This window comes from Streptomyces sp. NPDC046939, from assembly GCF_040644575.1.
GTDB lineage: Bacteria > Actinomycetota > Actinomycetes > Streptomycetales > Streptomycetaceae > Streptomyces.
In genome coordinates, this window is the sequence record NZ_JBEYWV010000016.1 from 120,109 (window position 1) to 133,839 (window position 13,731).

Genomic DNA, 13,731 nt, shown 5'->3' on the forward strand with positions numbered 1-13,731 from the left:
TGTCGGTCGGGCCCGGCCGGGTACGGTCCACCGGCCGCTCGTCATCGTAACGACGAGTTGTCGGCTTGTTCGCGCCGGGGTCTCCGGTGTGATCAAACAGGCAATCAAACAGGCACGTACGGGCTATCGCCCAGACTCGGTCCCCGTGCGGCGTCCGGGCCCCCGCTCCTGGCGGCGGGAAGGGCGCGCAGGAGACGGGTGATGCGGCCCCGGGCGAGTCGGCGCAGCTCCTCGGCGGCGATCACGCGCTCCTCCTCGCGGTCGTTGCCGAGGCGGGCGTGGAGGCCGGCGAGGAGATGGTCGAGCGCCTCGCTCGGGGCGACGTCGTCCAGGCAGATCACGAACGCGTGCCCGAACCGGGACTCGTACGCGCCGTGCGCCGCGGCGAGCGCGGTGTACGCGGCCTCGTAGGCGGCGGCGCCGGGCAGGCGGGGCAGCTCCTCGCAGGCCAGGGCCTCGGCGATCGCGCTGAGGGGGAGGTCGTACGCGGCCTCGTCGGCGGCGGCGAGGAGTGCGTCGAGGTCCGGGTAGGGGCGGTGCGCGACGAGACGGCGGGCCCAGGCGCGGCTGCCGCAGCAGGTGTGCAGGGCGTCCTCGGCGGCGGCCCGCGGCAGGGCGTTGAAGCGGGCGACTCCCTGGGCTGATCCGGTCTGCGCCGGCAGGGGCGGACGGCCGGGTACGGACGGGGCGCGGTGCGCGGACAGCGGGTGCCTCCGGCGGGACGGGTGGGGGCTGTGCGATGGACGGGTGATACGTGCGGCGTGCGTGTGTTTGTGCCGTAACGCTAGCGAGGTGTGATTGCGGGTGTCCGAAGGATGCGCGAATTTCACCCGGACGGAAGAGTTTAGGGCGTTTTCGCGGGAGCGCCGTCGGGGTTCTGTCCGGCTGTACGTGTCGGCGCGTCGTGGCTGGGCGCGCAGTTCCCCGCGCCCCTGGGGGGCTGCCGTTACCGTCGGCGGGAACGTGATCGCTAGCGGAGGTGGTCGGACGTGGAGCGGAAAGCGCTGTGGGGTGGCGGCGGGGTCGTCGTGGCCGGGGCGGTGGTCGTCGCGGCGGTGCTCTGGCCCGACGGCCGGGACGGCTCCTCCTCGCAGGCCCCCTCCGACGGCAAGACCGGCTCGTCGGCGCCCGCCTCCCCGTCCCCCTCGCCCACCAGGTCGTACCCGCTGTCGAAGCCGCCGCGGACCATCCCCGCCGTCCGCGACTTCACGCCCGAGCGCGGCCCCGGCTGGAGACCGGACGGCGGGCGCGTCGTCGTGCGGGACGGGGCGCTCGCCGACGAGGGCCGGCTGATCGCCGGTGAGCTGGGCCTCACGTACGCGGGCGAGGACGCCGGGGCGGGCGCCGGGGACGTGGAGCTGGCGCTCGGCGGGGCGCGCCGGGCGAACCAGGAGTCGTACCGCATGACGGTGCGGGGCGGGACCGTCCGCATCGTCGCCCCGAGCGAGACCGGGGTCTTCTACGGCACGCGCACCCTCAAGCAGGAGGCGCACGGCGGCGCGACCGTGCCCGAGGGCGTCGTCGCCGACGAGCCCGCGAAGCCGCAGCGCGGATTCATGCTGGACATCGCCCGCAAGCACTTCTCCGCCGACTGGATCAAGGACCGGGTCCGGGAGCTCGGCGACCTGAAGTTCAACCAGCTCGGGCTGCACTTCTCCGACGACCAGGCGTTCCGTATCGAGTCCGACTCGCATCCGGAGGTCGTGTCGAAGGACCACCTGACCAAGGCGCAGGTGCGGGAGATCCTCGACCTCGCCGCCGAGCGGCACGTCACGGTCGTCCCCGAGATCGACTCGCCCGGCCACCTCGGCGCCGTCATCGAGGCCCACCCCGACCTGCAACTGCGCGACGCGAACGGGGTCGCGCAGCGCGGCGCCGTCGACATCTCCGAGCCCGCGTCCGCGAAGATCGTGGACGACCTCCTGAAGGAGTACGCGGGCCTGTTCAAGGGCGCCTACTGGCACCTGGGCGCCGACGAGTACCGGGCGCTGGCGGTCAAAAACCCCGAGACCTCCTACCCGCAGCTCGCGACGGCGGCGCGGCGGGCGCACGGGTCGGGCGCGCGCGTGCAGGACCTCGCGCAGTCCTGGCTGAACGACCGGGCGAGGACGATGGCCCCCTACGACCGGCACCTCAAGGCGTGGAACGACGGGTTCTACGCGGGCGGGAGCGTCGACGCCGACAAGGACATCGAGGTCGCGTACTGGACCGGCAAGGAGATCGGGGCGCGCGAGCCGGTCCCGTACCTGAGCGCCGGACGGAAGGTGACCAACTACAACGACGAGTTCCTCTACTACGTCCTCGGCCAGCCCAACACCTTCACCTACCCGACCGGCAAGCGCATCTACGAGAGCTGGACCCCGCGCGTCCTGCGCGGCACGACAGCCGTGCCCGCCCGGTACGACGACCAGATCCTCGGCGGCACCTTCGCCGTCTGGTGCGACCTGGCGGGATCGCAGACCCAGGCGCAGGTCGCACAAGGCGTAAGGATGCCGCTGCGGGCCACCGTGCAGAAGCTGTGGGACTCGCGGAAGCCGGAGCTCTCCTGGCCGCAGTTCGTCGACCTGGCCGCCCGACTCGACCGCTGACCTGCGCAAACGACTGGACAACGGGGGCCGGCGGACCGTATGTTCCGCTGGCCGTGCGGCCGGAGGGCCGGAAGGACAGCGGCGAGGGCCTGGGGAGGGCGCGCGGCTGTGCTGTGCAAAAGATGCGGGAAGAACAACGCGCTGGTCGAGGACGGCCTGTGCGCGCGCTGCTCGGACGAGGCGTTCGGGTCGCTGACGGCGGCGCCGGGCACCGGACCCGACTGGGCGGAGCCCGAGGCGCCGCTGCCGCCGCCGGTGCCGTCCGCGCCCTACGACTCCCCGGCCCGCTGGGCGCCGCTGCGCTCGCCGAACGGGCTCGCCACCCTCGCCATGGCGCTGCTCGGCGTCGTCATCGCGGTCGACCTCGGCGCCGTCGGGGTCGGGATCGCGGAGTACAGGACCCTCTCCGACGTCGCCGGCGGCGACTGGGCCGGGTACGACGAGGGGCGCCTCGGCCGCCTCGACGACGCGTACCGGGTCCTGCAACTGGCGCAGGGCGGCGCGCTGGTGGTCACCGCGATCGGCTTCATCGCCTGGTTCCTGCGCGTGCGCGACAACGCGGAGGTCTTCGCGCCGCACGGGCAGAGCAAGGCCCGCCCGTGGGCGATCTTCGGCTTCTTCGTGCCGGTCGTGGCGTTCTGGTTCCCGCGCCGGATCGCGCTCGACACCTGGCACGCGAGCGACGGCGGGCTCGAACTGACCCGCGGGCGGGCACGGTCCGGCGTGATCGAGGCCTGGTGGTACCTCTGGATCTTCAACCAGCTCTTCGGACGGTTCGTCGGCCGGGAGTACGACAAGGCCGAGAGCCTCCCCGAGATCGAGTCGGCGACGGCCTGGGTGATCGCCGGTGACGTGCTCGACATCGTCAGCGCGGCGGCCGCGATCTGGTTCGTCCGGTCGCTGACCCGCCTGCAGAACCGCAGGGTGACGGCCGGCTCACCGCAGGTCACGGCGCCCGCGTAGACGACGCGCCGGGTGGCGGGGCGCCGTACCGCTGTGGTCTATTCGCCCGAGGTCCACAGGGGAGCACGAACGGGGGCAGGAGATGGGCTACTGGGGCTATTACGTGGTGGCGAGGAGTGAGCGGCCGCTGAAGGAGCTGCGCGCGCTGGCCGGGGTCGCGGACGAGCTCACGCTCCTTGAGGAGCGGCCCGGCGATTGGCAGATCTGGGAGTGCCCCGGCTCCACCGGCGACCGGACGCCCGACGTCGGCAGCATGAACGTCCTCGCCGCGGAGACGCGGGCGCCCGCTCTCTTCGCGTACGTGGTCGACAGCCGCTGTGCCGTCGTCGAGGCGGCGGCGCCGGACGACGGCACGTGGACGGCGTGTCTGGGGCGCGCCGCGATGACCGGCTTCCTCGGCGGCGACGAGCGCGCCCTGGAGGACTACTTCCTGCCGCCGGACGACGCGGCGGGGCGCGCCGTCGCCTGGGCGGCCGGATGCGGACGCGCCGTGGAGCCGCAGCCACTGGCCGACGTGTTGCGCGCGGCGGCACAGCCGTCGGCGGAGGAACTCTTCTTCCGGTTCCTGGACCGGCTCGGGGTGGCGCACTGAGCGCCGATGAAGAAGTGGGGGGACAGTGAACGGACTTGGGGATGCACCACATGCGTGAGGGCGAGAGACGACCCGTCAACCGGACAGTGGTCGTGGGGGTGTTCGTCGTCGCGCTCGCCGCCGGGGGCGCCGCGTTCCGGCCCGTCGAACCGGCCGCGGAGGTGCGCGCGCTCGTCGCGCCGCCCGCGGCCGTGGACGACACCGCGCCCGAACCGGCCGGGCAGGCGCGCGGGGAGCGGCTGTTGCGGCAGGCCGGTGTCAGGCTGCGTGACGCCTACTCCGTGCGGATGGCGGCGGACGTCAAGCAGGGCGCCAGGCACGTACGGACGGACCTGGGCCTCGACCACCACGGCAACTGCTCCGGGACCGTCGACAGCGGGGAGGGCGTCGTCGCCGACCTCGTCTTCCTCAAGGGCGGCGCGGACACCGACGGGGACGGCGAGGGCGACGGCCAGGACGAGGCGTACCTGAAGTACTCCGACGCCTCCCTCGACCAGATGGAGGAGAAGGCCGAGGCCCTCGGCCCGGAGCTTGGCGCCCGCGCGCGGACGCTCACCGCCCTGGCCCGCGGCAAGTACGTGAAGGTGCCGACGGGTCCGAAGGGGGCGCGGGCCATCGGCCTGCAGTGCGGCGTCGGCAGGATCCTCGCCGCCCGGATGGCCGGGCACGCCGCGGGCACCCGCGCCCTGCCCGTCGTGCGCCGCGACGGGGAACGCCTCGTCCCGCTCCGGCCGCCCGGGGACAGCGGTGCCGGCAACGCCACCGCGTACGTCGTCGCGGACGGGGACGCGTACCTGCGCTCGGTCAGCGGCACCTCCGGCGACATGCGGATCGCCGTCACCTTCACCGACTATGACAAGCCCTTCCAGGTCGACCGCCCCGACCCGGCGCGGGTCGTGGTGCCCCCGGCGGGCGAGGGCACCCTGTTCGAGGTCTGAGCGCGGGGCCCGCCCGCCCTGTGACGTTTCCGTGGGCGAGGGCGCTGATCGACGTGGGGCGCGTCCACGGGCGCACAAGCCCGGCACGTCGTCGTCGCACGAAGAGGGAAGCGGTTGGGCCAGGGAGCGGAGCCCCGTCGTCCGCACGCGCGCGACGACGAGCTGGGCGCGGCCGTGGCACGGGCCCAGGAGGGCGACGAGGCCGCGTTCGCCGTCGCCTACCGCCTGGTGCAGCCCGGACTCCTCGGCTACCTGCGCGGGCTCGTCGGCCACGAGGCGGAGGACGTCGCCGCCGACGCCTGGCTGGAGATAGCCCGCGACCTGGGCCGCTTCCGGGGCGACGGCGCGGGCTTCCGCGGCTGGACCGCGACCATCGCCCGCCACCGCGCCCTGGACCTGCTGCGCCGCCAGAAGGTGCGCCCGCGCACGACCGCCCTGGAACAGGACGTCCTCGACCTGCCCGCCGCCCACAACACCGCCGAGCAGGCGCTGGAGACCCTGTCCACGGAACGCGCCCTCGCCCTCATCGGCGAACTCCCCCGCGATCAGCGCGAGGCGGTGCTGCTCCGCGTCGTCGTCGGCCTCGACGGGCCCGCCGCCGCACGCGTCCTCAGTAAACGCCCCGGCACGGTGCGCACGGCGGCGTACCGGGGGCTGAAGCGGCTCGCGCGGCGGCTCGGCGGGACGGACGACGAGCCCGGCGCGGAAGGAGCGGCGAGATGACCGGGAGAGCCGTACCGCCGGACGCCGTCGGCGCCGCGCTCGCCGCGGCCGTCGTCCGCGCCGGGCCACCCGACGCGGAGGCGGAGGAGGCGGCGCTGACCGCGTTCCGCGCCGCGCGCGACGCCGGCGCGCTCGATGCCCGGCCCCGGCCGCGCGACGACTGGCGTCCGCGCCGCCGGACGGGCCGGTCCCTGCGCACGGCCCTCGGGGCGCTCCTTGCGAGCGCCGCGGTGGGCGGGGTCGCCGTGGCGGGCATCGGGACGGTGTCCTCGCCGGACGATCCGGAACCCTCCACGCGGCCCAGCCGGACCGCGACCGCATCCCCGGCGGAGGAGTCGGCGGAGGAGTCGGCGCGGCGCGGCGCGCACCCGGAAGCGTCGGCCCGGCCGGAACCGACGCCCACGCCCACGCCCACAGCCCCGGCTTCGGCGACCCCGGCGGCTTCGGCGACACCGGGCCACGTACCGCCCGGACAGACGAAGAAGACGCCCGCAACCGGGGTCTCCACACGTCCCGGCCAGGCCGGGGATCAGGAAGCCCGGTGCAAGTCCTACGAGGCCGGGCGCGGGCGCGACCGCTCGGAGCGGGCCGCCGCCGGATGCGCCACCCCGGCCACCGCGGCCGGGCCCGGCGAGACGCACGGGAAGCCGTAGGCCGGGCAGCGGCGCGGGGCGGCCCGGAAACGGGACGACCGGGGTCGCCACCCCCCACAGGAGAGACCCCGGCCGCCGCGCGGTACGGGTCGCTAGCGGCCCGTACTTCCTTCAGCGCCGCGGATGCGTTTTGTGTCACACCCCGCTGCGTCACACGTTGGTTGCGTTTTGTACAAACATGGACGCCGGGGCGTTTCAGGCCGTAGCGTGCTGATTCGCGCCGGGAGCGCACACCGTCACACGGGGCACGGGGCTTCACCACCGGGGCAGGCAGGGACTGGAAGTGCTGGGGGACGACGCGGAGCTGACCGCCGCGGTGCTTGCGGCGCAGGACGGGGACGAGACCGCGTTCCGGACTGTGTACCGCGCCGTGCACCCTCGGCTGCTCGGGTACATACGCACGCTGGTCGGCGACCCGGACGCCGAGGACGTGGCCTCCGAGGCGTGGTTGCAGATCGCCCGCGACCTCACCCGCTTCGAGGGCGACGCCGACCGGTTCCGCGGCTGGGCCGCCCGCATCGCCCGCAACCGCGCCCTCGACCACATACGGATGCGCGGGCGCAGGCCCGCCATCGGCGGCGACGAGAGCGAGCTCACCGGCAGGCCCGCGCTCTCCGACACCGCCGACGAGGCGCTCGAGTCCCTCGCCACCGGCACCGCCATGCACCTCATAGCCCAGCTTCCCCAGGACCAGGCCGAGGCCGTGGTGCTCCGCGTCGTCGTCGGCCTCGACGCGAAGAGCGCCGCGCAGACCCTCGGCAAGCGGCCGGGAGCCGTCCGCACCGCCGCCCACCGCGGCCTCAAGCGGCTCGCCGAACTGCTCGGCGCGGAGCAGAAGCCCTCCGGTTCCCTCGAATCCGTCCCGCATCAGAGGGAGCCGAGTACCCGTACGGTGACGTCTGCTGGTGTGACGCAATCGCGTACACGGACGCAGAAGGACATGTGATGGCCGATGAGCACGACAAGTGGCTGGACCGCGACGCGGCGGAGCGCCTGCTGCGCGGGGAGCCCTTGGAGGCCGCCACCGAGGACGACGTACGAAGGGCCGCGCGGCTGCGTGCCACGATCGACGCGCTGACCGTGCTCCCCGCCGGGCCCGACGGCGAACTCCCCGGCGAGGACGCCGCGTTGAAGGCGTTCCGGGAGGCCCGTGCCGTCTCCGCCGTGGACAGCGCCGCGCGCGAGGCTCCGGCGGGACCGCGCTGGGCGCGCCCGGTGCGGCTCGGTCTCGCCGCCGCGCTGGCCGCCTGCATGGTGGGCGGGGTCGCCGTCGCCGCGGGGACCGGGGTGCTGCCGTCCCCGTTCGGCGGCGGCGGTGACCCGGCGCCCGCCTCCTCCGTGTCGGGCGGCGTGACGAACCCCGGCGAACAGCCGCTGGTCTCACCCTCGCAGCCCGGCAAGGACAAGGGCGAGGTCCTGCCCGACGGCTCGACGACCCCGGGCCCGGGCGCGTCGCGCGGTGCGGGGAGCGGTGGTGAGGGCACCGAGAACCCCGAGAACAAGGACGTGCCCGGCAGCCCCGCCTCCGACACGGACAAGGGCAAGGGGAAGGGCAGGGGCAACGGCGGTGACGACGGCAGGATGTCCGGTCAGCTCCAGCGCCGTGTGACCGAGGCGTGCCGCCGCTACCGGGCCGGTGACCTCGGCGCCGACGAGCAGCGGCGCCTGCGCGGCTCCGCGCGGAAGTACGGCCGGACCGCCGCGGACCTCGGCCGGTTCTGCGCCCGCGTGCTCGACCCGTCCGCCGATGCGCGCGACTCCGGCGGCTCCGGTGACTCCGAGGGACAGGACGGGCCCGACAAGGGGTCGAGCACGACGAAGGGCTCCAAGGGATCGGGCGGCTCGAAGGGCTCGGGCGGCTCGAAGGGATCGGGCGGCTCGAAGGGCTCGGGTGGCTCGAAGGGTTCGGCGGGCCCCGGCGGCTCGTCCGGAGTGACCGGCTCCCACCCGCACGGCGGCGGCCAGGACCACGACGAGGACGACGACCAGGACTCCGAACCACGCCCCGGCCACCACCGGGGCGGGGGCGGAGGCCACCGCGGCGACCACCACCACGGCCGGGGCGACGGACGCGACCGCGGCCGGAAAACATACCGGGAGAACCACTCTGACCTGCGGGAATCCGGGCCGCGAAAAATAGTTGCCCGCAAGGTGTGACGTTTTCGGGGCCGTGCACGCAGTACTGAATGCCGACTGGTCATCGGCAGTGCACGAGCCGGGGTTCCCCCCGTACCTGCGGCTCAGTGCCACCGGCGTGGGTGGGACACGTTCCCCCGGTCCCACCCACGCCCCCGACGTCCGGCCTCACCAGTAGATGACGACCTTGTCGCCGGTGCGCACCTGCGCGAACAGACTGGCGATCTTCGCTTTGTCCCGTACGTTCACGCAGCCGTGCGAGGCGCCGTTGTAGCCGCGGGCCGCGAAGTCCGACGAGTAGTGCACCGCCTGGCCGCCGCTGAAGAACATCGCGTAGGGCATCGGCGTGTGGTAGATCGTCGAGACGTGGTGCCGGGACTTCCAGAACACGTGGAAGACGCCTTCGCGGGTGGGCGTGTACTGCGAGCCGAACCGGACGTCGGTCGTCAGCAGCCGCTTGCCGTCCACGATCCATGACACCGTCCGGCTCTTCTTGCTGATGCAGAGCGCGCGCCCGGTCATGCAGCGCGGGTCCGGCTTCGCGGCGGGCTGCCCGCCCGCCGCGTACAGCTCGTCGCGGGTCGGCTCGTGCGTCATCGCCACCAGGCGCTGCCAGGTGACGGTGTCGGTGATGCCGGTGCTCGGCAGCCCCCGCTTGAGCTGGAAGCCGCCGACGGCCTTCGCCGTGGGGGCGTCGTACGTGCCGGTCGGCCCGTCGAAGAGCCACGCGATCTGTCGCAGCCGCGCCTGCAACTCGCGCACCTGCGTGCCACGGCTGCCCGGGGCGTACAGGGTCCGGGGCGGCGGGGCCGTGGTCGCGGGTGGTCGCGGGGGCGCGGCGGCAGGGGTGGACGGTTTGTCGTCCCTGGGGCTCGACGGACTGACGTGAGCGGGTGAAGGGGGCGCCGCCGACGCGGCGGCGGACGCCGACGGGCCGACGGGCGCCGCCCCCGACTGTCCGGGCCCGCCCGCCCCGACCGTCTGGACCTTGCATCCGCACGCCAGGGCGAGCACCCCGAGCCCGGCGAGCGTCCTTCGTATGACCGCTGTACGCATGACGTCCCCCGCCTGCCGCGCCGATCCCTGTCGTCACATCAGATGCTGCCCGCGCCGCGCCGATCGCGAACAGTGCCGGGCAAGCCGAATCGCTCCGGAGGGCCGATCCGATATACCCGCCTGTGAGCAAGCTCCCAGCGTGGGCCTCTCCACCGACCGCACGCCCGCCGCTACAGTCCGTCGCAGGAGGCGGCGGTACCGGCAGGTGGCACGCGGGTGCGCCAGGCCCGCCCGCGCCGCTCCACCGAGCACCAACCGTCGGCAGATCGCTGGAGGCACAACCATGGCGCGCGAATCCGAGTCGGGACTGCCCATCGAGCCGGTGTACGGCCCGTCGGCTCTGGCGGGCTGGGACCCGGAGCGCCAGTTGGGCGAGCCGGGCGCGTTCCCGTTCACGCGCGGGGTGTACCCCTCGATGTACACCGGCCGGCCGTGGACGATGCGCCAGTACGCGGGGTTCGGCACCGCCGGGGAGTCCAACGCCCGCTACAAGCAGTTGATCGCCAACGGCACCACGGGGCTGTCCGTCGCCTTCGACCTGCCCACCCAGATGGGCCACGACTCGGACGCGCCGATTGCCTCGGGCGAGGTCGGCAAGGTCGGCGTGGCGATCGACTCGATCGACGACATGCGGGTGCTGTTCGACGGGATCCCGCTGGACAAGGTGTCCACGTCGATGACGATCAACGCCCCGGCGGCGCTGCTGCTCCTGCTCTACCAACTCGTCGCGGAGGAGCAGGGGGTGGCGGCGGAGAAACTGACCGGCACGATCCAGAACGACGTGCTCAAGGAGTACATCGCCCGCGGCACCTACATCTTCCCGCCCAAGCCCTCGCTGCGGCTGATCGCGGACATCTTCCAGTACTGCAAGGCGGAGATCCCGCGCTGGAACACCATCTCCATCTCCGGGTACCACATGGCCGAGGCCGGTGCCTCGCCCGCGCAGGAGATCGCCTTCACCCTGGCCGACGGCGTCCAGTACGTGCGCACCGCCCTCGCCGCCGGGATGGACGTCGACGACTTCGCCCCCCGTCTGTCGTTCTTCTTCGTCGCCCGCACCACCCTCCTGGAGGAGGTGGCCAAGTTCCGTGCCGCGCGCCGGATCTGGGCGAGGGTGATGCGCGAAGAGTTCGGCGCGACGAACCCGAAGTCGCTGATGCTGCGCTTCCACACGCAGACGGCCGGGGTGCAGCTCACCGCGCAGCAGCCGGAGGTCAATCTGGTCCGCGTCGCCGTGCAGGGTCTCGCGGCGGTCCTTGGCGGCACCCAGTCGCTGCACACCAACTCCTTCGACGAGGCGATCGCCCTGCCCACCGACAAGTCCGCCCGCCTGGCACTGCGCACCCAGCAGGTCCTCGCCTACGAGACGGACGTGACCGCCACCGTCGATCCGTTCGCGGGCTCGTACGTGGTGGAGAAGATGACCGACGACCTCGAGGCCGCGATCCTGGACCTGATGGGCAGGGTCGAGGAGCTGGGCGGAGCGGTCGCCGCCATCGAGCACGGCTTCCAGAAGGCGGAGATCGAACGCAACGCCTACCGCATCGCCCAGGAGACCGACGCCGGGGAGCGGGTCGTGGTCGGCGTCAACCGCTACCAGCTCGACGAGGAGGAGCCGTACGAGCCGCTCCGCGTCGATCCGGCCATCGAGGCGCGACAGGCCGAGCGGCTGGCGAAGCTGCGGGCCGAGCGCGACCAGTCCGCCGTCGACGCGGCCCTCGACGCCCTGAAGGCGGCGGCGAAGGGCGACGACAACGTCCTGTACCCGATGAAGGACGCCCTCCGCGCCCGCGCCACCGTCGGCGAGGTCAGCAACGCCCTGCGCGAGGTGTGGGGCACCTACACCCCCTCCGAACGGTTCTGACCAGCACTCGCGCGGCCGACAGGGCCGGATTCCGGCAGATGGAACGCGTGGACGGAGTGTCGTACCGCTGTGCGACACTCCGCTCATGCTGGGTGTCATCGATCTTCCGACCTATCTCGCGGGTACCGCCCTCATCGTCCTCCTCCCGGGGCCGAACTCGCTGTACGTGCTCTCCGTCGCCGCCCGTCGCGGCGTCCGCGCCGGTTACCGCGCGGCCGTCGGTGTCTGGTGCGGGGACACGGTCCTGATGACCCTCTCCGCCGCCGGTGTCGCCTCCCTCCTCCAGGCCAACGCGGTGCTGTTCGGGATCGTGAAGTACGCGGGCGCCGGTTATCTGACCTGGCTGGCGATCGGCATGATGCGGGCCGCGTGGGCGATGTGGCGGACCCGGCGCGAGCGGATCGCCGCCGCCGAGGCCGGTCTCGCCGAGGTCCCGGCGCCGCAGGAGCGGCCCTTCCGCCGGGCCTTCGTGATCAGCCTGCTCAATCCGAAGGCGATCCTGTTCTTCATCGCGTTCTTCGTGCAGTTCGTCGACCCCTCCTACGCCTATCCGGCCGTCTCCTTCGTGGTGCTCGGCGCCTTCGCGCAGCTCGCCAGCGTGCTGTACCTCTCGGCGCTGATCTTCGGCGGCACGAGGCTGTCGGCCGCCTTCCGCCGCCGCAAGCGCCTCTCGGCGGGCGCGACCTCGGCGGCCGGGGTGCTGTTCCTGGGCTTCGCCGTGAAGCTGTCCCTGGCCGGGGTGTAGCCGCCCGGCCTCACCGCCCGAGGCCGGCCCCGACCTCCTCCAGGTACGCCTCCACGCCCCGCGCCGACTCCCCGGCCCACCCCACGTAGCCGTCCGGGCGCACCAGGAACACGCCCGTGCCGTACGCCTCGTACGCCGGGACGCGTGCCGTGCGTATGGACGTGCCCTCCAGGGACGGCGGTGCGGGGACGTCCCCGACCGCGAGCAGGGTCCAGTGCGGCCCCCGGAACGCGTCGAACAGCCGGACACCGCCGCGGCGGCCGTCCGGGGCGCGGTCCCCGGCGCGCAGGGCGTCGTCCGGGACGTCCGCGCGGGTCTCGCGGCTGAGCTTCGACTCGCGGTAGCCGATGCCCAGTTGCTGCACCTCCTCACCGCGCCGCACCGGCCTGCCGCCCGCGCCCGCGCGGTGGATGCGGGTGCTCAGGCCGAGGATGTCCGCCGCGACGGGCATCCGCTCCTCCTCGTAGGTGTCGAGGAGCCACTCGGGGGCGCCGGACAGCACGGCCGCCAGCTTCCATCCCAGGTTGTAGGCGTCCTGCACGCTCGTGTTCAGGCCCTGTCCGCCCGCGGGGGAGTGGACGTGCGCCGCGTCGCCCGCCAGGAAGACCCGGCCCGCGCGGAAGCGGTCCGCGAGGGCCGCGCGCGCCCGGAAGTCCGAGGCCCAGGCCACCTCGACGATGTGCTCCTCGCGCAGCGGCGTACGGCTCGTGAGGAGGGCGGCGACCCCGGCCGCCGACGTGTCGGGGACCGCCGACTCGTCCGCGAACTGCGCCGCCAACTGGAAGAGGCGGCCCTCGCCGTCGTCCGGCGGGAGCGGGCAGAAGGCCACGCCGCCCCCCGGCGCCTTCGGCCACATGTGCCAGTGCGTGTCGGGGACGGGCGCGTCCGCCGTGATCCGCACGTCCGCCACCAGCATCGGCTTCGGGTCGACCGTCTCGCCCGTCATCGCGATGCCGAGCGCCTTGCGCACCGTCGAACGGCCGCCGTCCGCCGCCACCAGGTACCGGGCGCGCACCGCCGCACCGTCCTCGAACCGCGCGGTCACGCCCTCGGCGTCCTGCTCAAGACCGGTGAGCCCGGTGCCGAAGCGGACCTCGCCGCCCAGGCCGCGCAGGTGCGCGTACAGCACCTCCTGCGTACGGGACTGCGGGATCAGCCACGCGTCCGTGAACGGTGCCCGCTCCGTCGGCTCGGTGCGCTTGACCATGTCCCATTCCTGGGCCGGTTCGTCCCCCTCCTTGATCAGCACCCTCGGGTACTCCGTCCCCGCCGCGCGGATCGCGTCCAGCACCCCGAGGTCGTACAGCACCTCCTGCGTGCGCGGCTGGAGGCCCTTGCCGCGCGAGCCGGGGAACAGGCTCGGCGCCCGCTCCACCAGCGTCGCCCGCACTCCGCGCCGCGCCAGATCCACCGCCAGGACCAGGCCCGTCGGGCCCGCCCCCACGATCAGGACATCCGTGTTCGCCACCATGA

Annotated in this window: 13 protein-coding genes; 10 read left to right on the top strand and 3 right to left on the bottom strand. The window is 73.7% G+C overall.

Annotated elements, in window-relative coordinates:
• Positions 1 to 104 precede the first annotated feature (104 nt).
• On the bottom strand, positions 105 to 830 hold the full coding sequence (locus ABZ877_RS19335) for a 2-oxo-4-hydroxy-4-carboxy-5-ureidoimidazoline decarboxylase (RefSeq protein WP_361072351.1): 726 nt from the start codon (positions 828 to 830) through the stop codon (positions 105 to 107).
• A 159-nt stretch (positions 831 to 989) separates the two neighbouring features.
• Here ABZ877_RS19335 and ABZ877_RS19340 point away from each other — a divergent pair, with 159 nt between their 5' ends.
• The 8 genes from ABZ877_RS19340 to ABZ877_RS19375 all read left to right on the top strand — a co-directional run bounded on the left by ABZ877_RS19340 (position 990) and on the right by ABZ877_RS19375 (position 8,614).
• Positions 990 to 2,588: a glycoside hydrolase family 20 protein gene (locus ABZ877_RS19340; RefSeq protein ID WP_361072353.1), complete on the top strand. Its 1,599-nt coding sequence runs from the start codon at positions 990 to 992 to the stop codon at positions 2,586 to 2,588.
• A 108-nt stretch (positions 2,589 to 2,696) separates the two neighbouring features.
• Positions 2,697 to 3,551, top strand: a complete 855-nt coding sequence (locus ABZ877_RS19345; protein WP_361072356.1) for a DUF4328 domain-containing protein — start codon at positions 2,697 to 2,699, stop codon at positions 3,549 to 3,551.
• Positions 3,552 to 3,633: 82 nt separating this feature from the next.
• Entirely contained in the window at positions 3,634 to 4,143 is a 510-nt protein-coding gene (locus tag ABZ877_RS19350) for a hypothetical protein (protein ID WP_361072359.1), read from the top strand.
• A 50-nt stretch (positions 4,144 to 4,193) separates the two neighbouring features.
• The gene (locus tag ABZ877_RS19355) at positions 4,194 to 5,081 is read left to right on the top strand and encodes a hypothetical protein (RefSeq protein ID WP_361072361.1); all 888 of its coding nucleotides are present in this window, start codon (positions 4,194 to 4,196) and stop codon (positions 5,079 to 5,081) included.
• Between the two features lie 114 nt (positions 5,082 to 5,195).
• Positions 5,196 to 5,804, top strand: coding sequence for an RNA polymerase sigma factor (locus tag ABZ877_RS19360; RefSeq protein WP_361072364.1), 609 nt, complete (start codon positions 5,196 to 5,198; stop codon positions 5,802 to 5,804).
• Positions 5,801 to 6,457, top strand: a complete 657-nt coding sequence (locus ABZ877_RS19365; RefSeq protein ID WP_361072367.1) for a hypothetical protein — start codon at positions 5,801 to 5,803, stop codon at positions 6,455 to 6,457. The genes ABZ877_RS19360 and ABZ877_RS19365 overlap by 4 nt, the downstream gene beginning before the upstream one ends.
• Before the next feature lie 283 nt (positions 6,458 to 6,740).
• Positions 6,741 to 7,403: an RNA polymerase sigma factor gene (locus ABZ877_RS19370; RefSeq protein WP_361072370.1), complete on the top strand. Its 663-nt coding sequence runs from the start codon at positions 6,741 to 6,743 to the stop codon at positions 7,401 to 7,403.
• Positions 7,403 to 8,614, top strand: a complete 1,212-nt coding sequence (locus tag ABZ877_RS19375; protein WP_361072372.1) for a hypothetical protein — start codon at positions 7,403 to 7,405, stop codon at positions 8,612 to 8,614. Before ABZ877_RS19370 ends, ABZ877_RS19375 begins: the two co-directional genes overlap by 1 nt.
• A 147-nt stretch (positions 8,615 to 8,761) precedes the next feature.
• Here the strand turns inward: ABZ877_RS19375 and ABZ877_RS19380 are convergent, their stop codons facing one another.
• On the bottom strand, positions 8,762 to 9,649 hold the full coding sequence (locus tag ABZ877_RS19380) for a L,D-transpeptidase family protein (protein WP_361072375.1): 888 nt from the start codon (positions 9,647 to 9,649) through the stop codon (positions 8,762 to 8,764).
• A gap of 283 nt (positions 9,650 to 9,932) precedes the next feature.
• On the opposite strand from ABZ877_RS19380, the gene ABZ877_RS19385 reads away from it, so the two are divergent.
• The gene (locus ABZ877_RS19385; protein ID WP_361072378.1) at positions 9,933 to 11,513 is read left to right on the top strand and encodes a methylmalonyl-CoA mutase family protein; all 1,581 of its coding nucleotides are present in this window, start codon (positions 9,933 to 9,935) and stop codon (positions 11,511 to 11,513) included.
• Positions 11,514 to 11,598: 85 nt separating this feature from the next.
• A complete protein-coding gene (leuE, locus tag ABZ877_RS19390; RefSeq protein ID WP_361072381.1) occupies positions 11,599 to 12,258 on the top strand; it encodes a leucine efflux protein LeuE in 660 nt (219 codons plus the stop codon).
• A 10-nt stretch (positions 12,259 to 12,268) separates the two neighbouring features.
• Here leuE and ABZ877_RS19395 read toward each other — a convergent pair whose 3' ends face one another.
• Complete coding sequence (locus ABZ877_RS19395; RefSeq protein WP_361072384.1) at positions 12,269 to 13,729, bottom strand: FAD-dependent monooxygenase; 1,461 nt, start codon at positions 13,727 to 13,729, stop codon at positions 12,269 to 12,271.
• Positions 13,730 to 13,731 lie beyond the last annotated feature (2 nt).